14 protein-coding genes are annotated in these 18,268 nt (G+C 61.1%); 13 read left to right on the forward strand and 1 reads right to left on the reverse strand.

The genetic code is table 11. From position 1 onward, the window contains the following. The first annotated feature begins 40 nt into the window (after positions 1-40). A complete protein-coding gene (locus ACA075_RS03430; protein ID WP_219097664.1) occupies positions 41-1,567 on the forward strand; it encodes a CoA-acylating methylmalonate-semialdehyde dehydrogenase in 1,527 nt (508 codons plus the stop codon). 10 nt (positions 1,568-1,577) lie between these two features. Beyond that, on the forward strand, positions 1,578-2,465 hold the full coding sequence (mmsB, locus tag ACA075_RS03435; RefSeq protein ID WP_497297288.1) for a 3-hydroxyisobutyrate dehydrogenase: 888 nt from the start codon (positions 1,578-1,580) through the stop codon (positions 2,463-2,465). Positions 2,466-2,684: 219 nt separating this feature from the next. Here mmsB and ACA075_RS03440 read toward each other — a convergent pair whose 3' ends face one another. Then, complete coding sequence (locus ACA075_RS03440) at positions 2,685-3,029, reverse strand: cupin domain-containing protein (RefSeq protein ID WP_007946320.1); 345 nt, start codon at positions 3,027-3,029, stop codon at positions 2,685-2,687. Positions 3,030-3,561: 532 nt separating this feature from the next. Between ACA075_RS03440 and ACA075_RS03445 the strand changes: the two genes are divergently transcribed. The 11 genes from ACA075_RS03445 (at position 3,562) to ACA075_RS03495 (ending at position 18,260) form a co-directional block, all read left to right on the forward strand. Next, the gene (locus ACA075_RS03445; RefSeq protein WP_497297289.1) at positions 3,562-4,131 is read left to right on the forward strand and encodes an acyl carrier protein; all 570 of its coding nucleotides are present in this window, start codon (positions 3,562-3,564) and stop codon (positions 4,129-4,131) included. Positions 4,132-4,139: 8 nt separating this feature from the next. Next, positions 4,140-5,414, forward strand: a complete 1,275-nt coding sequence (locus tag ACA075_RS03450) for a beta-ketoacyl-[acyl-carrier-protein] synthase family protein (RefSeq protein ID WP_497297290.1) — start codon at positions 4,140-4,142, stop codon at positions 5,412-5,414. A 1-nt stretch (position 5,415) separates the two neighbouring features. After that, positions 5,416-6,474 carry a beta-ketoacyl synthase gene (locus tag ACA075_RS03455; RefSeq protein ID WP_497297291.1) on the forward strand — a complete coding sequence of 353 codons (1,059 nt, stop codon included), beginning with the start codon at positions 5,416-5,418 and terminating at the stop codon, positions 6,472-6,474. Continuing rightward, positions 6,471-7,766: a beta-ketoacyl-[acyl-carrier-protein] synthase family protein gene (locus tag ACA075_RS03460; protein WP_497297292.1), complete on the forward strand. Its 1,296-nt coding sequence runs from the start codon at positions 6,471-6,473 to the stop codon at positions 7,764-7,766. Before ACA075_RS03455 ends, ACA075_RS03460 begins: the two co-directional genes overlap by 4 nt. Continuing rightward, positions 7,763-8,971 (forward strand): beta-ketoacyl synthase N-terminal-like domain-containing protein, encoded by a 1,209-nt coding sequence (locus ACA075_RS03465; protein WP_497297293.1) that lies wholly within the window; start codon positions 7,763-7,765, stop codon positions 8,969-8,971. The genes ACA075_RS03460 and ACA075_RS03465 overlap by 4 nt, the downstream gene beginning before the upstream one ends. A gap of 54 nt (positions 8,972-9,025) precedes the next feature. After that, positions 9,026-11,896, forward strand: a complete 2,871-nt coding sequence (locus ACA075_RS03470; RefSeq protein WP_497297294.1) for an aminotransferase class III-fold pyridoxal phosphate-dependent enzyme — start codon at positions 9,026-9,028, stop codon at positions 11,894-11,896. A 9-nt stretch (positions 11,897-11,905) separates the two neighbouring features. Beyond that, positions 11,906-12,643, forward strand: coding sequence for a 3-oxoacyl-ACP reductase family protein (locus ACA075_RS03475; protein ID WP_497297295.1), 738 nt, complete (start codon positions 11,906-11,908; stop codon positions 12,641-12,643). After that, positions 12,640-13,404 (forward strand): SDR family NAD(P)-dependent oxidoreductase, encoded by a 765-nt coding sequence (locus ACA075_RS03480; RefSeq protein WP_497297297.1) that lies wholly within the window; start codon positions 12,640-12,642, stop codon positions 13,402-13,404. Before ACA075_RS03475 ends, ACA075_RS03480 begins: the two co-directional genes overlap by 4 nt. A 2-nt stretch (positions 13,405-13,406) precedes the next feature. Next, positions 13,407-14,705: a DUF1302 domain-containing protein gene (locus ACA075_RS03485; protein WP_497297299.1), complete on the forward strand. Its 1,299-nt coding sequence runs from the start codon at positions 13,407-13,409 to the stop codon at positions 14,703-14,705. A gap of 69 nt (positions 14,706-14,774) precedes the next feature. Next, positions 14,775-15,611: an outer membrane lipoprotein-sorting protein gene (locus ACA075_RS03490; protein WP_497297301.1), complete on the forward strand. Its 837-nt coding sequence runs from the start codon at positions 14,775-14,777 to the stop codon at positions 15,609-15,611. A gap of 33 nt (positions 15,612-15,644) precedes the next feature. Next, positions 15,645-18,260, forward strand: a complete 2,616-nt coding sequence (locus ACA075_RS03495; RefSeq protein ID WP_497297302.1) for an efflux RND transporter permease subunit — start codon at positions 15,645-15,647, stop codon at positions 18,258-18,260. Positions 18,261-18,268: the final 8 nt, after the last annotated feature.

Here is an 18,268-nt window from a genome sequence, read left to right on the forward strand (position 1 = left end):
GCCTTGGCTCCCTGCATAACAATAAGTATTGGAGACCAGCATGAACGCATCGCTCACGCCCAACGAAACCACTGTCCAGACCGTCAAGTTGTTGATCAACGGCGAGTGGGTCGAGTCCCAGACCACCGAGTGGCACGACATCGTCAACCCGGCGACCCAGCAAGTGCTGGCCAAGGTTCCGTTCGCCACCGCGCAGGAAGTGGACGCCGCAATCAGCGCTGCCCATCGCGCCTTCCAGACCTGGAAGCTGACGCCGATCGGCGCGCGGATGCGCATCATGCTCAAGCTCCAGGCGTTGATTCGCGAACACTCCAAACGCATCGCCGTGGTCCTGAGTGCCGAACAGGGCAAAACCATCGCCGACGCTGAGGGCGACATCTTTCGCGGCCTGGAAGTGGTCGAGCACGCTTGCTCCATCGGCAGCCTGCAAATGGGTGAGTTTGCCGAGAACGTCGCCGGTGGCGTCGATACTTACACCCTGCGTCAGCCAATCGGCGTCTGCGCCGGCATCACCCCGTTCAACTTCCCGGCGATGATTCCGCTGTGGATGTTCCCGATGGCGATCGCCTGCGGCAACACCTTTGTGCTCAAGCCGTCCGAACAGGACCCGATGTCGACCATGCTACTGGTGGAACTGGCGATCGAGGCCGGCGTTCCGGCGGGCGTGCTCAACGTGGTTCATGGCGGCAAGGACGTGGTGGACGCGCTCTGCACCCACAAGGACATCAAGGCTGTTTCCTTCGTTGGTTCGACTGCGGTCGGTACTCACGTCTACGACCTGGCCGGCAAACACGGCAAGCGCGTGCAATCGATGATGGGCGCGAAGAACCACGCCGTGGTGCTGCCGGATGCCAATCGCGTACAAGCGCTGAACGCGCTGGTCGGTGCTGGTTTCGGTGCCGCAGGCCAACGTTGCATGGCCACTTCGGTGGTGGTGTTGGTGGGCGCGGCCAAACAATGGTTGCCGGACCTGAAAGCGCTGGCGCAAAAACTCACGGTGAATGCCGGCAGCGAGCCGGGCACTGACGTTGGCCCGGTGATCTCGAAAAAAGCCAAACAGCGGATTCTCGATCTGATTGAAAGCGGCATCAAGGAAGGCGCCAAGCTGGAGCTCGATGGTCGCGACGTGACCGTTCCAGGCTTCGAAAAGGGCAACTTTGTCGGCCCGACCCTGTTCTCCGGCGTGACGCCCGAGATGCAAATCTACACCCAGGAAATCTTCGGCCCGGTGCTGGTGGTCCTGGAAGTCGACACCCTCGATGAGGCCATCGCGCTGGTCAACGCCAACCCGTTCGGCAACGGCACTGGCCTGTTCACTCAGAGCGGTGCAGCGGCGCGTAAATTCCAGACTGAAATCGACGTCGGCCAGGTTGGCATCAACATTCCGATTCCGGTGCCGGTCCCGTTCTTCAGCTTCACCGGTTCGCGCGGCTCCAAACTGGGCGACCTCGGTCCGTATGGCAAGCAAGTGGTGCAGTTCTACACTCAGACCAAGACGGTCACCAGTCGCTGGTTCGATGACGACAGCGTCAACGACGGTGTGAACACCACCATCAACTTGCGTTAAGGGGCGGGACATGAAAATCGCTTTTATCGGTCTCGGCAACATGGGCGCGCCGATGGCGCGCAACCTGATCAAGGCTGGCCACGCACTGAGCCTGGTGGACCTGAACAAAACCGTTCTGGCCGAGCTGGAACAACTGGGCGGCAGCATCAGCGCTTCGGCCCGAGAAGCGGCAAAAGGTGCGGAACTGGTGATCACCATGCTGCCCGCCGCTGTGCATGTGCGCAGCGTCTGGCTGGGTGAGGAAGGCGTGCTCGCCGGTATCGGCAAGGGCGTGCCGGCCGTGGATTGCAGCACCATCGATCCGCAGACGGCGCGAGATGTGGCGGCTGCTGCGGCCAAGCAAGGTGTGGCCATGGCCGATGCGCCTGTCTCTGGCGGTACGGGCGGTGCAGCGGCCGGGACGCTGACTTTCATGGTCGGCGCCACCCCTGAACTGTTCGCCACCCTGCAACCGGTGCTGGCGCAGATGGGCCGCAACATCGTTCATTGCGGTGAAGTCGGCACCGGGCAAATCGCCAAGATCTGCAACAACCTGCTGCTGGCGATCTCCATGGTCGGCGTCAGTGAAGCGATGGCGCTGGGCGATGCCCTCGGGATCGACACCACCGTGCTGGCCGGGATCATCAACAGTTCCACCGGGCGTTGCTGGAGTTCGGAGATGTACAACCCGTGGCCGGGCATCGTCGAAACGGCACCGGCCTCGCGCGGTTATACCGGTGGTTTCGGTGCCGAACTGATGCTCAAGGATCTGGGGCTGGCGACTGAGGCGGCACGTCAGGCACACCAACCGGTGATGCTCGGCGCGGTGGCCCAGCAGTTGTATCAGGCGATGAGCCAGCGTGGGGAGGGTGGTAAAGACTTCTCGGCGATCATCAACAGCTATCGCAAACCTCAGTAAGCAGTTTTTCTGAGGCGAATGGTAGAAGCTTTTGTGGCGAGGGAGCTTGCTCCCGCTGGTTCGCGAAGCGGACCCAGGTTCAGCGAATGCTGTGCTTCAGAAAAGACCGCATTTGCTGATTTTGCGGCTGCTTCGCAACCGAGCGGGAGCAAGCTCCCTCGCCACAGGTTATGCGTATTTACCGGGAGACCATGTCGGGTGGTCTCCCGGTTTTTTGCATCAGGCAAACACGAAATACTTACGCACGGTTTCAACCACTTCCCACGTGCCTTTCATCCCCGGCTCGATGACGAAAATATCACCGGCCCGCAGATGGATCGGCTCTTTGCCTTCCGGGGTGATGATGCAATACCCCTCGCGGAAATCGCAGTATTCCCACTTCACGTATTCCACATACCACTTGCCCGGCGTGCAGATCCAGGTACCCATGATCTTGCTGCCGTCTTCGCTGGTGTAGGCGTTGAGGTTGACGGTGTGCGGGTCGCCTTCGAGTTTTTCCCATTTGCAGGCATCGAGCACCGGCAGCGGGTGGGTGTCGCGAAGAACGGTAATAGGTGCGGTCATGTGGACTCCGGGCAGCGGGTTCAAGAACTGAAGTCGCACCCTATAGCGCCCCGCACTCGGTCAGTTGTCTGTGCTCGACACTCAGTTACCCAGAAGCGCTGTGCCGGTTTGCACGGATTGGTTCGTAATCCCTCAACACGCATTGTTTAACGGCTGCGCTGATATAGAACAATGGTTATGAAGTTATAACTCTTTTCTTATCCGGTTTTAATTACTTGTACGTCTGTGCTGTCAGTCGGAAGTTATGACTTCCAGACTTCTTCCTGTTTATCCCGCGATACAGTGCGCGCCCCATACTACGCAGTCTTTGTTAAGTAAATATGTCGATTGGTGCGGGTTGCTTCGCACCAACTGAGTGCCGTGCGCAGGCCCCTCCGTGCGGCGGTCTCTAGTTGTAAAAAAACTTTAAATAGTTCGTTGACTCTCCCCTTAAGGGCAGAGTTTAGATTTCCGCCGTGTGAGAAGTTGCTGTGGGAATAGTTACTTCTCACTTACGGAATTCATGAAGCAATCACGATATAGGGAGATAGAGATGAACAATCCATTGGAATTGGAAAACGTCATTGCCAGCACCCGCGAGATCCTCGCGCAACTGTTGGTGATGAGCGCCGAGGATATCGATGAGAACAGCAGCATCGTCGAGGACCTCAGCGCCGATTCACTGGACATCGTCGACCTGAGCTTTCAACTGGGTCGTCAGTATGGCTGCACCTTGCCCAAAACCAGTGTGCTGGATCACGCCGTCGCTGTTTGCGGCGACGCCAGCGAGTTCCTGGTCAGCGGTCGCATCACCGAGAACGGCAAGGCCTTGCTTGAACAGAGTCTGAGCGCCTACTCCCCGGATCAACTCAAGGCCGGTATGCAACCGGCGCAAGTGTTTGCCGCCACCACCGTGCGCAACTGGGCGCAACAGTGCCGCAACCTCTTCAACTACCTGCCGAAAAGCTGCCCCGATTGCGGCGCTCATCAGGCCGTGCTGAACGAACGTCAGCAAGTGGTCTGTGGCGCTTGCAGTGCGCGGCTGGTGCCGGCCGACGGCGACGAGGTTTCACGCCGACTGGTGGAGCAATTTTTGGCCACTCACGTCAAAGAGACGGTGTAGGAGTTCTCATGCGGGCACGAGAAGTCTATGTGACCGGTTTCGGTCTGGTGGCGCCCATGGCACTGGACGCCGCCACGTTGTTCGAGCGGATCTGCCAGAAGCAGTCCTGTGTTCGCGAACATCCACGGTTCAAGGCATTGGGCTTCAACAACAGCGCGGCCGGGTTTATCGACGACGGTCAGTGGCAGCAGATTGCCGCAGGTTTCGGCGGCAATGCCGCGCTGCATCCGCGTCAAAGCGTGCTGGCTGAATTTGTCGCCCAGCAAGCCACGCAGCACGCCGGCCTGACCCCGGCAGACTTTGCTCATGCCCGCAGCGGATTGTTCCTGGGGGCCAACAAGTACTGCGTAGACAGTCACGATCTGCACCGGGCCAGTCGCTGCATGGATGAGGCGGGGCGCGTCGATCTGGATCGACTGCTGGATAGCCCGACGGCGTCGAGCGCGGTCTTCGGGCGTCGGGTCGATCAGCAGACCCTGCACCTGGCCGAGCGGCTCGGTATCCGCGATCACATTTCGACCCACTCCGATGCCTGCGCCGCCGGCACCATGGCGATTGGCAGCGCCTATCGGGCGATCGAGCGCGGCGAAATCGACCTGGCCATTTGCGGCGCAGTCGAACTGATGGCCAACGAGTTGCCGTATTACATGTTCAACAGCCTTGGCGCGCTGTGCCAAGCCGACCTGCCAGCGAGCGAGCAGAGCCGACCGTTCATGCCGGACCGCTGCGGCTTCGTGATCAGCGAGGGCGCGGCCATGGTTATTCTCGAATCCGCCGAGCATGCCCAGCGTCGCAAAGCCACGCCGTTGGGGCGTGTGCTGGGTTACGCGAATGTGTGCGAGGCACAAAAAATGACCTCCAGCAGCCGGGATGGCAGCAAATACGAGGAATGCATGGAAGCCGCAATCGAAGACGCCGGGCTGCTCAGCAGCGCCGTGCAACACGTCAACACCCACGGCACGTCCACCCAGGCCAATGACAGTTGCGAAGCCCTGGCCTTGCAGCGGGTGTTCGGCGAGTGCCAGGAACACGTGACGTTTACTGCCAACAAATCGGCCATCGGTCATTCCCTGGCGGGCAGCGGCGCGATTGAAGCGGTGCTGTCGCTGATCAGCCTGCGGGACGGCGTGCTGTTGCCGACCCTTAATTACGATCACGATCGCGCCGAATACCCCTCGCTGACATTTCTCAGCGAACCAATGCGCCAGTCGGTCAACGTGGTGATGTCCAACTCATTCGGTTTCGGCGGAGTCAACAGCTCGCTGGTTCTAGGGAGGGCATGACATGAGCATTGCCGTTTACATCCATTCGGCGGCCGTATTGAACGCCGCCGGCAGCGAATGTGCCGACCTGCTCGGAACGCCACCTTCGCCGCAACCGTTGGCATTCGACGCGACGCGACGGGCTTACCCGCTGCCGATACCGCGTCTGGCCAGTGATCTGTTCGACCGCAAGATCCAACGCAGCGTCGAACCACAAGGCCTGCGCCTGTTGCATTGCGTGGCGCGCCTGGCGCCCGCGCTGGCGGCCCTGAATCTGCCGCCGGCACGGATCGCCCTCACGGCGGCCATTCCTGAGGTCGATGCGCCAAGCCCTTGCTGGGACGCGGTGCAAGCGATCGGTGAGCAACCGCAAAAGCCTCTGGCGCAACTGTTGGCCAACACGCCGCCGCTGCATGCCCTGACGCTGCTCAACAGCAGCGTGATGGCCTACGCGGCCGAAGCGTTGCAATGCCACGGGCCGATGGGCGGGTTCTGTTCCCAGGACAACGCCGGGCTCGATGCCCTGATCGAAGCGTGCCAGCAGATTGTCGAGCAACGCGCCGACGCCGCGCTGGTCGTCAGTAGCAGCCCGAACCTGACGCCGGCCCTGTATCTGCGTGAACCCCATCAGGCCGGCGAGGTGATGTATGGCGAGGGTGCCGCGGCGCTGCTGCTCGGCTTGGTGCCTGAGCCCGACACTCCGATCGCCTTGCGCATCGCCGGGTTCGCCCGGGGTTACAGCGCTGATCCCCAACGTGGCGCTGCGGTTGGCCGGCGGGTGATCGACCAGGCGCTGAACCTGGAAAAACTGCGCCTCGGTGACGTCGGGCAGATCGTCGCCAATCCCGAGGATGCGCAATTGATGAGCCTGATCGCCGACCACCCACGGGACGTTCGCAGCGCTCGGACCGTGACCGGCGACCTTGGCGCCAGTGGCTTGCTGACCGAGATCGCGCTGGCCTTGCACCACACCCACACCGCCTCGGCGAGACCGGGCTACACGCTGCTTGTCAGCCATAGCCGCGCCGGTCATTGGGGCGCCTTGCTCCTGGCCAGCGAAACCATGGAGGAGCACCCATGAGTGCGACACGGATTGTGATTACCGGCATGGGGGCCGTGACCGGCTTCGGTTTCGAATGGCAGACCCTCTGGGAAAAAATGCTCGGCGCCGAACATTGTGTGCGCCCATGGCAACCTGACGGAGTGGAGGACGGCACGTTCCCGGTGCGCTACGCCGCTGCCGTGGACATGAGTCTGTTGCCCGAGGCCCTGCAGGACCATCCGGCCTGGACCGTTGCATTGGAAAAACGCAGTCGCTTTGGCTGGGTGGCCGCCACCCAGGCGGTGAACGACAGCGGACTTGCGCCTGAGCAGCTGCGTGACGCCGCCGTGCTTTGCGCCTCGGGTGCGCCCCAACACATGCTGGCCGACATGCTGTTGACCCAGTCGCCGGATGGACACGCCCCGGGCTGGCAACACCTGATACCCCGTGCCGGACAGGTCAATGCTGAAGGCTCGCTACGTCAGAGTAATGATCGACTGGCGCGGGTGATTGCCGACGGCTTGGGTTGCGAAGGCCCGGTGATCAATATCAGCAGCGCATGCGCCGGAGCCTCCCAGGCCATCGGCAATGCCTTTCAGATGATTCGTCGCGGTGAAGTGAACGTGGCGATTGCCGGTGGCGCTGATTCGGTGCTGAACCTCGACACCATGGCCGCGCTGTACCTGCTCGGCGCGGCATCGAGCGAACAGCGCTGGGGCGTTGATCTGTGCCGGCCGTTCGACCGTGATCGCAGTGGCCTGATCGCCGGCGAGGGCGGTGGTTTCGTGGTACTGGAAAGCCTTGAACATGCACTGGCGCGAGGGGCGACGCCGTATGCCGAAGTGCTTGGCTTCGGCAGCAGCCTGGACGCCTACAAGGTCACTGCCCCGCAACCCGAAGGCCGGGGCGCGGCGCTGGCGATGCAAGCCGCGCTGGACGACGCCGGCCTGCGTGCGCAACAGATCGATCTGATCAACGCCCACGGCACTTCGACGCCGCTCAACGACGTCGCCGAAACCCTGGCGATCAAAAGTGTGTTCGCCGAGCACAAGCACTACCGGTCCCTGGCCGTCAGTGCCAACAAGTCGCAATTCGGGCACTTGATTGCCGCCGCCGGTGCGCCGGAATGCATGGTCACGGCCCTGGCATGCCTGAACGATCTGGTCACGCCGACCGTGAACCTGCATGAGCTCGATGAGCAGTGCGACCTGGATTATTGCGCCGGGCAAGCGGTCAGCCGCCGGGTGGATTTTGCCTTGAGCAACTCCTTCGGCTTTGGTGGCCTGAACACCTCGCTGGCCCTTGGCAAATATCGGGAGCACACACAATGACGGGCGCTACTGTGCGCATTGCGATCGCCGGCAGCGGTTGCGTATTACCCAGCGGCTGGGGCGTGCAACGCTTCTGGTCGGCGGCCAGTGAAGCCCGCAGCGGCATCGCCGTGCTGCAATCGAAAGTGTTCCACAGTGAGCGCGTGACGGCCTTCGGGCATGTCAGTGATGAAGACCATCAAACCAGTCGCCAGGACGTGGCCCAGAACCTCCAGCGTTACTGCCCGCCGCCCGTGATCTGGGGTGTCAGCGCGGTGCGTCAAGCCTTGGCCGAAGCCGGGCTTGAACCGGGCAATGACGGTCTGCGCTACGGCCTCTATTGCTGTCAGGGCGGTTACACCCATCCTTCGTTGGCGGCCTATGGCGAGTTGCTGCACGAGTGCCGCGATGAGTCCGGTGCCGACATGCGGCGCCTCGCTCAGCGGGTGTTGCAGGAGCGCGCGCTCGACCCGTTCCTGGTGCTCAAAAGCCTGAGTAACGGCTTGCTCGGAATTGTCAGCCTGGCGCTGAAACTGGAATGCGAGTGCAACGCTTACATGCAAGGCGTGGCTGGCAACCTGGCGGCGTTGCGCGAGGCGTGCGCAGCGTTGCAAAGCGGTCGTGTCGATGCGGCGATTGTGGTCGGCGCCGGCAGTGAACTCGACCCGTTGGCGCTGGCCGCGCTGGCCGAGGCCGGCGTGATCAGCACCGACGGTTCCCAGACCCTGCGTGCATTCGATCGCCAAGGCACGGGCGGGGTTGCCGGTGAAGGGGCGGCGGCGCTGATTCTGCGCCGGATGGACGATCTGCCGGATGGTCCGCAGACATGTCTGTCGGCACTCTTCGCCCATCCGCAGCTGGGGTCGTTGAACCTGCCGGACAAGCAGGTCGATTTGCTGGTCAGCAGCGCCAGCGGCGATCCGCAAAAAGACGCCGACCTGGCCCGCACGCTGGCCCGCGCCGGTGCCGCGCACATCACCAGTAGCGTGCCGGTGACCGGCATTCTCAGCGGTGCGCCGAGCCTGGTCGACCTGATCCTGGCCCGCAATGCTCTGCATGCCCAGCGTGTGCCGCCGATCATCGGATTACAGCAGTCGGTGGACCCGCACCTGCCATTTGTGGTCGGTGAGGCACGGGACGCGGTGCTGCACGACTGCCTGATTGTCAACCGCGACGACAACGGTTTCAGCGCCTGTTACCAGCTCGACTATCAGGCGACCGACTAGCCGTTTGAGCGCATTGAATCGCCTCTACTTTTCTGATCAAGGGATATGACTGTCATGGATTACCGCGATTACGTTCGACCAAAATTTGTTGAACTGATGCAGGCCCTGGGCCTGGAATGCCAGTTCCACCGAGCATTGGGCAGCAAGCTGTTTTACCGCGACAAACAGGGTGTCGAGGTGACCGTCACCGACTTTCTCGGCGGTTACGGCGCTGCGTTGTTTGGCCACAATGACCCGCAGTTCGTCGATCAACTCTGCGGTCTGTTGCGCGCCGATGTGCCGTTCAATGCGCAGATGTCCGTGCGCAGTACAGCCGGTCTGTTGGGGCGCGAACTCAGCGAAGCGTTCAACCGTGAGCTGAACAACAGCGAGCGCTACATTTCGACCTTCTCAAACAGTGGCGCCGAGTCGGTGGAAATCGCCGTCAAGCACGCCGAATATCGCCGCCAGAAAACCTTGCAGAAGCAGTTCGACGAGCGGGATTTTGCCCTCGCCAACCTGACCGCAAGCGAAAAGGCCTATGTCGAACTGGACGTCGACGACCTTGACCTGCCCGCCGGGTTGTTGCCGGAAACCCTGTCTTACGTGACCGTGCGCCAAGTGGTGGAAGCGGTGCGTCAACACAACCTTGCGCAGTTGCATGTCGAGCCTGTATTCGTCGCGCTGCGCGGCAGCTTCCACGGCAAACTGGTGAACACCGTCCAGCTGACCTACGGCAAACAGTACCGCCAGCCATTCGCCCGTTTTGGTCTCAACGTCGAATTCATCGATCCCCAACAACCCCAGCAACTCCAGGACTTGCCGGCCCGTCACACGCGACATTGGCTGAATCTGGAGTGGAACGGCGAGACCTTGCAGGTACGCCGTGAAGCCTTCAGTGCGATCACGGCGGTGTTGCTGGAGCCGATCCAGGGCGAAGGTGGCATCAACGAGTTCACCAGCGAGTTCTACCTGGGCCTACGTCGCTTGTGCAACGAGCAGCAATGCCCGCTGATCATCGACGAAGTGCAATCGGGTTTCGGCCGCACCGGCACGTTGCTCGGCGCCAGTCATTTCAACTTGCAGGGCGATTACTACTGCCTGTCCAAAGCGCTGGGTGGTGGCCTGATGAAAATTGCCGCGACCATCATCCGCGCCAGTCACTACGAAACCGATTTCAGCTACATCCACAGTTCGACCTTCGCCGAAGACGATGCCTCGTGCCATATAGCCCTGTCGGCGTTGCGCCGCTTGTTTGCGAACGATAGCGCGATGCTCAAGGACGTGAATAAAAAAGGCGAATACCTCAAGTCGTCGTTGCTCGAGCTCAAAGCCGCGTACCCGGACGTGATTGCCGATGTGCGTGGTCGCGGCTTGTTGCTGGGGTTCGAACTGCGCGACCTGACCGGCACCAGTTCGCTGGTCCAGGCATCGGCACAGTACAACGATGCGCTGGGTTACATCATCGCCGGCTACCTGCTGCAATTCGAATCGCTGCGGGTCGCGCCGTCGGGCAGCAACGCCAACGTGATTCGCCTGGAGCCACCGGTGTGCATCACCTTCGAGGAAATCGACGGCTTGATCGGCTCGTTGCAAAAGGTCTGCGACATGCTGCGTCGCCGCGATGCCTTCCCGCTGGCGGCCGGGGTGTGCGCCGACAGCATCCGCGAAGTACCGGCCCGTGAGGTCAGCTTCAAGGAGCCTGAAGACCTCCCCAAGACTGACGGCAGTGTCCGCGTGGTGGCGCGCGTGGCGTTCATCAATCACCTGATCGATTCGGACATGCTCAGTGATGTCGACCCGTCGCTGTCCACCCTCAGCGCCGATCAGAAGCGCGAGTTCATCAAGCGCATGGCTCCCGAGCGGCGTGCTGCCCCCATCGGCCCGGTGCTGATTCGCTCGAAACTCGGCACCGCCGTGGAGTTCACCTTGTACCCGTTATGCATGGACTCCGATGCCATGGCCGCGTACATCGCCAGTGGTGACCTGGACACCATCCGCGACGAAGTCGGCAATCGCATCCGTGATGCCCGGGCCGATGGCTACAGCGTGGCCGGCCTGGGGATGTACACCTCGATTGTCACCAACAACTGTCAGGCGCTGAAAATCCCCGACATGGCGCTGACTTCCGGCAACGCGCTGACCATCGGCATGGGCCTGGAAGCGATCGAGCAGGGCTGCAAACAGCAAGGCCTGGAACTGGGCGAACAGACGGCGGCGGTGGTCGGCGCGGCCGGCAACATTGCTTCGACTTACGCCTCGTTGCTGTCCACCAGTGTCGAGCACCTGATCCTGATCGGTAGCGGTCGCGACGGCTCACTGCGGCGCTTGGAGAAGACCGCCCAGCTGATTTACGCCGAGGCCGCCCGCGCGATTCTCAAGGGTGTCGCCGAGCATGACCGCCTCGCCAGCCGCTTGCAGAAACTCGACGGCATCGACGCGTTGTTACAGGTCCATGGTGCTGGCGCAGACCTCGGTTTGCGCGTGCAGCGCCTGGTCGAAGAGCGCTTGGGCGCGAATGCATTCATCACCGTCAGCAATGACCTCGATGTGCTGAAACAGGCGCGCATCGTGCTCTGTGCGGCGAACGCTCCTCAACCGTTTCTCGGTGCCGGACACTTCGCCGAAAACAGCGTGATCTGCGACATCGCGGTGCCGCTGAACGTCGATCAGAACCTCTCCAGCCAACGGCCCGACGTGCTCTACATGCACGGCGGAATTGTCCAGACCCCGCTGGGCGATGGCCTGATCCGCAACGTGCGCGCCTACCTCAAGGAAGGTCAGCTGTACGCCTGTATGGCGGAGTCGGTGTTGATGGGCTTGTCCGGGATGAAACAGCACTACTCCTACGGCGATATCAGCCGCGAGCAGGTGCAGCAGATTCGTGCCCTGGCCGCGACCCACGGCTTCAGCCTCGCGCAATTCAAGACTGACAACTCACTCTAAGGAACGGTCATGCCGAATAAAGTAGCAGTGGTGACCGGTGGCAGTCGTGGCATCGGCCGGGCAATTGTCCTGGCCCTGGCCGGCGCGGGCTATCAGATCGCGTTCAGTTATGTGCGCGACGAAGTGGCCGCCATGTCGTTACGTGACGAGGTCCAGGCATTGGGCCTCGACTGTCTGGCGCTGCAATGCGATGTCAGCAGCGGTGACAGCATCAAGGGCTTTTTCGAACGGGTCGACCAGCATTTCCAGCGCGTCGATCTGCTGGTCAACAACGCTGGTATCACCCGTGACGGGTTGCTGGCGACGATGCCGAGCCGCGACATCATCGAGGTGATCCAGACCAACCTGATCGGCACCTTGCTCTGCTGTCAGCAAGTGGTGCCGGGCATGATGCGCCAGCGCAGCGGTTGCATCGTCAACATCAGCTCGGTGGCGGCGCAGAAACCCGGCAAGGGGCAAAGCAACTATGCCGCGGCCAAGGGCGGCGTCGAAGCGCTGACCCGTGCCCTGGCGGTGGAATTGGCGCCGCGCAACATTCGGGTGAATGCGGTGGCCCCCGGCATCGTCAACACCGAAATGAGCACGGCACTGATTGGCAGTCAGGAACAGGAAATCCAGTCGCGGTTGCTGATCAAGCGTTACGCCGAACCCCACGAGATTGCCGAGGCGGTGCTGTACATCGCTGATCGCGGTTTGTACCTGACGGGTGAGGTCTTGCCGGTCAACGGCGGGTTGAAAATGCCATGAGCCAGACCATTCTGATTACCGGTGCCGCCAAGGGCATCGGCCGGGCGGTCGCGGAGAATTTTGCCGCCGACGCCAGTCACCGCTTGATCCTGCTGGACCTGGATTTGCCGGAACTGCAACGCTGGGTCGACGAGCAACACGGGCAGATCAAGGCCCGGGTCGAAACCCACGCGGCCAACATTGCCGACCTGCCGGGCATGGAAGCGTTCTTCAAAATGCTCGCCAAGCACGTGGATTACGTTGACGTGCTGGTCAACAGCGCCGGCATCTGCAACGAGAATGAACCGGAAGATTTGCACAACTGGCACAAGGTGATTTCGGTCAACCTCAACGGTACGTTCTACGTCACTTCGTTGTGCCTGCCGTTGATGCCGGATCGCGGGAGGATCATCAACATGTCGTCGATCCTCGGCCGCGCCGGCAAGGTCCGCAACACCGCGTACTGCGCTTCCAAGCACGGCATCGTTGGCATGACCAAAGCCCTGGCGATGGACTTGGCGCCACGGCTGATCACCGTCAACGCGATTCTCCCCGCATGGATCGATACGCCCATGCTTCAAGGTGAACTGGCGGCGCAAGCGGCGATTGCCGGGCTGACCCAGGAACAGATCCTGCGCAACGCCAAGAAGAAATTGCCGATGCGCCGCTTCATTCAAAGCGAAGAAGTCGCGGCGATGGTGCGTTACCTGGCCAGCCCCGAAGCGGGCGGGGTAACCGCCCAGAGTCTGGTGATCGACGGCGGTGTCGGGTTGGGAATGTAGCCATGCAGGGATTACACATCAGCCGCACTGCGTGGGCGGTTTTGGCGTGCATGGCCGCGCAACCGGCGTTGGCTGAATTGACGGTCGAGGACTTCAAGCCGGATTACGCCGACGCCGAAGTCGGCGTGGCCACCGCGTTGCGCTTGCACGGTGACGACCAGGTCACCCAGAAAGCCGTGTATTTCAAGGCCAACCTGGAAGACAACTGGGACGGTGGTTACTACAAGGCCAAGGGCCGGGTGCGTTACGACGCCCGCTACGACGGCAACAATCCGTACAGCGAACGGGCGCGGGACAAATACCGCTTCGACGCTGACTGGCGGCATCTGTACTGGGGCCAGTCGGTGGGCGACGGCGAGGTGACTGTCGGCTGGCAGCAAGTGGTCTGGGGCCGTGCCGATGAGTTGCGGGTGCTCGATCAGATCAACCCGGTGGACTATCGCGATGGCCTGACTCCGCTACTGGAAGACAGCCGGATCGCGGTGCCCATGGTGCGGTTTGCGCAACCGGTGGGCGAGTGGGAACTGGAGGCGCTGTGGATCACCGACTTTGTGAAAAACCAGCCGCCGGTGGCGGGCAGCGAGTTCGATGCGCCGCTGTTTGCCGTACCGGATCCGCAATACTTTCTGCTGGATTCCAAGCCCGGCTACGACGGTGACAAGGGCTTTTCGTATGGCTTGAGCGCCAACGGCCGGATCGGTTCGGTGGACACCAGTTTCGTCGCACTGAACGCCCGTCAACAGGACCCGGTGTACGCCGTCGAAGGCCTGGCCGATGACGGTCGCACTCGGCTGGAGCGCCAGTTCCCCCGTTACACCATGGGCGGCGCGGGGCTGGCGATCGACGCCGGTCACAGCATTGTGGTGCGCAGCGAAATTGCCTGGTTCGACAACTGGCGGGTGACCAATCCGACCCGTGCCTACGGCGCCGACAGTACGCCGATGGTCAAGTCGTTGCTGGGCGTCGATTACCTGCTGCGCGACTGGCTGATTTCCCTGCAATGGCAGCAACAGCAATTGCTCGACTGGCAGGACGGCATGCTGCAAGACAAGCGCGAGCACCTGTTCACCCTGTCGGCCGAAGGCACTCATTGGCAGGACCGCCTCAAGAGCCGGCTGGTGGTCGCCGCCTCGCCACCGTTCAAAGACGACGCACTGTTGCAAGGCATCTTCACTTACAAACCAGTGGACTGGATCAAGCTCGGGCTGGAAGTGGATGTGTTCTTCGGCAAACCCGACAAACCCTTCGGCGAGTACGACAACCGCGACCAAGTGCGGCTGTCCGCCGGTTACCTGTTTTAACCCCATGACGCCTGCGTGCCCCTGGCGCATGGGCTCGACCATATTCATCTGACGAAAAGGGAAGTTCCCATGTTGCCGCTATTCAAAAGTCTCACCGCTGCCGCACTGATCCTGAGCGGCGCTTGCGCCACCGCCGCCGACGGCCAGAATGCCGATGAAATCATCCGCCAGGTGCGGGATCGCAACGACGGCAAAAGCTTCATGTCCCAGGTGTCGCTGATCCTCCACGACAAGAAGGGCAATACCCGGGTTCGCGAGTTCACCTACTTGCAAAAGGATTACCCGGACAGCGACAAATTCAGCATGTATTTCTCCGCCCCCACCGACGTGCGCGACGTGGCCTTTCATATCGAAAACCCCCACGAAACCCTGGGCCAGGAAGACAGCCAGTGGATGTACTTGCCGGTCAGCCGCCAGACGCGGCGGATCTCCACCACCGACAAACGCGGCTCGTTCATGGGCAGCGAGTACTCCTACGCCGACCTCGACAAGATCCGGGTCAAGGATTACACCCAGACGCTGGTCGGCGAAGAGCAGGTCAAGGGCCGCGACTGCTACGTGATCGAGCGTGAGCCGGCGTCGCCCGAGGTGCTGGCCAAGACCGGCTACAACAAACTGAAAGTGTGGATCGACAAGCAGAATTTCCTGGTCATGCGTCAGGACTTCTTCGACGTCAAAGGCGTGCTGGTCAAGCAGATGCGCACGCAAAAGGTCGACACCATCGACGCGATCGACAGCATCGTGCTGAGCGAGACCGAACACTTCATCGACGGCACGCGTTCAGAGATGCGCTTCAACCACCTGCAATACAACGTGCAACTGGAAGACCGTTTGTTCACCCAGACCGCCATCAAGCGCGGGCTGAAAACCGGCGACGTGCCGGACTTTGCCGTGTCTGCCCGCTAAGCGCCGACCCCGACGACCCTGGAACGCATGCTCATGGAAAGATACCTGAACTTCGTCGAGCGCTATGCGCGGGCGATCGTTTTCCTGCTGGTGGTGGTCACGGCGTATTTCACCTATACGCTGGGCTCGCTGATCTCCGACACCAACCCTTATCTGCTCAAGGAAACCCATCCTGCGCGCAAGACCATCATCGACTTGCAAAGCGAGTTCACCGGTACGTTCGACTCGGTGATGGTGGCCATCAACAACCCGCAGTCGGTGTTCAACAAGCAGACCCTCAACGCACTGTTTTCGATGTCGCAATCGGTGCGCAAGATGATTCTGGCCAACGACGCCGACAAGGAACAGTTGACGCAAATCGTTGCGAAGCATCCAGACGACAGTCGTGCGCAACTGTTGACACGCGACATTCTGGAAAACGGTTTTTCCCAGAACGATTACGCCCAGGCCAAGGCTCTGCGTGATTACGCCCAGAGCCAGAACTGGGATGCCCATGATCAGCTCTTCCTGACTTTTCTCGCCGAGCGAATCAACCCGATCCGCGAAATGGCGTCCATGGGCGACCTGGAAAACATCGTACTGACCCACGATGGCGAGTTGCTGATCCACAAGACCCTCAACGCCTACGACATGGACCCGGCGCTCGTCGAGTCGCAGATCATGGGCAACGAGCTGATGGTCGACGGGGTGGTGTCCAAGGACAAGAAAGTCGCGATGCTGGTGGCCGAGCTGGGCACCAAGCAAGACGATGCCCAGGCGCAGTTGCGCGCCTACCAGATTGTTCGCGGCATCGTCGCGGACTATCAGGCGGCGCACCCCGGGTTCAAGGACGATATCTCCATTGCCGGTATGCCGATCTTTATCGCGGCCCAGCAGGAGATCATCGACCATGACCTGGCGGTGCTGTTTCCGATTGTCTTTTTGCTGATCACCCTGCTGTTGATTTTCTTCTTCCGCAAACCGCTGGGCGTGCTGTTGCCGCTGTTCAACATCCTGTTCTGCACCATCTGGACACTGGGCCTGATGGCCTTGTTGCGGGTGCCGTTCGACTTGCTGACCAGCGTCCTGCCGGTGTTTCTGTTCACCATTTGCTGCTCGGACGCGATCCATGTGATGGCCGAATATTACGAGCAGAAGAACGCCGGTAAAAGTAACCGCGAAGCCAATCGCGAGACGCAACGGCTGATGGTGGTGCCGGTGGTGTTGACGACGGTGACCACCATCGCCACCTTCATGATTTCCACCACCAACAACATTGTCAGCATCCGCAATTTCGGCGTGTTCATGTCCATCGGCCTGACGGCGGCGCTGATCATTTCGCTGTTGCTGATTCCAGCCTGGATCTCGATCTGGGGCAAGGATCAGACGCCGAAAACCCTTGCTGCCGTACACAAGGAGTCGATCATTTCGCGTTATCTGGTGGCGTTCTGCGCGCGGTTGATCCAGTGGCGCAAACCGATCTTGATCGTGACACTGCCGCTGCTGATCTTGATGACGGTGTTCACCTTTCGCGTCGATATCGAAGACTCGGGTATCGCCTACTTCAAGCCCGAGAGCCATATTCGCGTTTCGGACGAGTTCATCAACCAGGCCGGGGTCGCGGGCACCGCTCCGGGCTGGATCGCCATCGACAGCAAAGAACCGCGCGGCGTGCTGACCACGGAGGTGGTGCAGTTCATCGACAAGCTCGACCACTTCATCAAGCAGCAACCGCACGTCAGTTACGGCTATTCCCTGGCCACTTACGTCAAGCGCATGAACCTGGTGCTCAACGACATGAACCCCGACTACTTGCGCGTGCCCCTGGCGCTGGAGAAGGTGACGTCGGTCAATGACGAGGGACAGGTCGAGCGGTTCGAGGTGCCGGGTAACTCGCTGATCGAACAGCACGTGATGCTGTTCGAGAACGGCGGTGGCTCGGACCTCAACAACGTGCTCAATGCCGACTATTCCAAGGCGCTGACGCTGTACACCATGACCTCGTCAGTGGCCAGCGACTACCAGAGCATGCTGGATCGGCTCGATGCCTGGTTGCTGGTGAACAAACCGGCCAACCTCGAAGTGACGCACGCCGGCACGCCGCTGATCTGGACTGGCGTGCTACAGGAAATCACCCAGGGCCAGGTCCTGAGTTTTTCCCTGGCGTTGCTGGTGGTCACGCTGATGATGATGTATTGGCTCAAGTCGGTACGGTTGGGTGTTCTTGGCATGCTGACCCTGTTGACCACCTCGGTGACGGTCTATGGATTCATGTTCCTGTTCGGCATCGAACTGAACATCGGCACGACACTGGTGACGTTCCTGGTGGTGGGTGTGGTCGACTACGCGGTGCACCTGCTGTCACGGATCAAACTGTTGGTGCAGCAAGGTATTCATATCGATGCGGCCATTTTGCAGGCGATGCACAGCGTCGGCCGTTCGACCGTGGTCAACGTGGTGATTTTCTCCGTGGGATTCATGGCGCTGCTGTTTTCCGACTTCAAGCCGATTGTCGATCTGGGCGCACTGGTGGCGATGGCGCTGTTTTCCAGTGGTGTCATGACCATTCTGCTGGTGACGCTGGTGTCGCCGTGGTTCTTCGCGGCGATTGTTCCAGTGGCGCCGCTGCCGGAAAAAGATCGAGCCGTAGGGAAGCCCGTCTTGAGCTGACCTGACGA

It is taken from the genome of Pseudomonas sp. LBUM1663 (genome assembly GCF_059695905.1).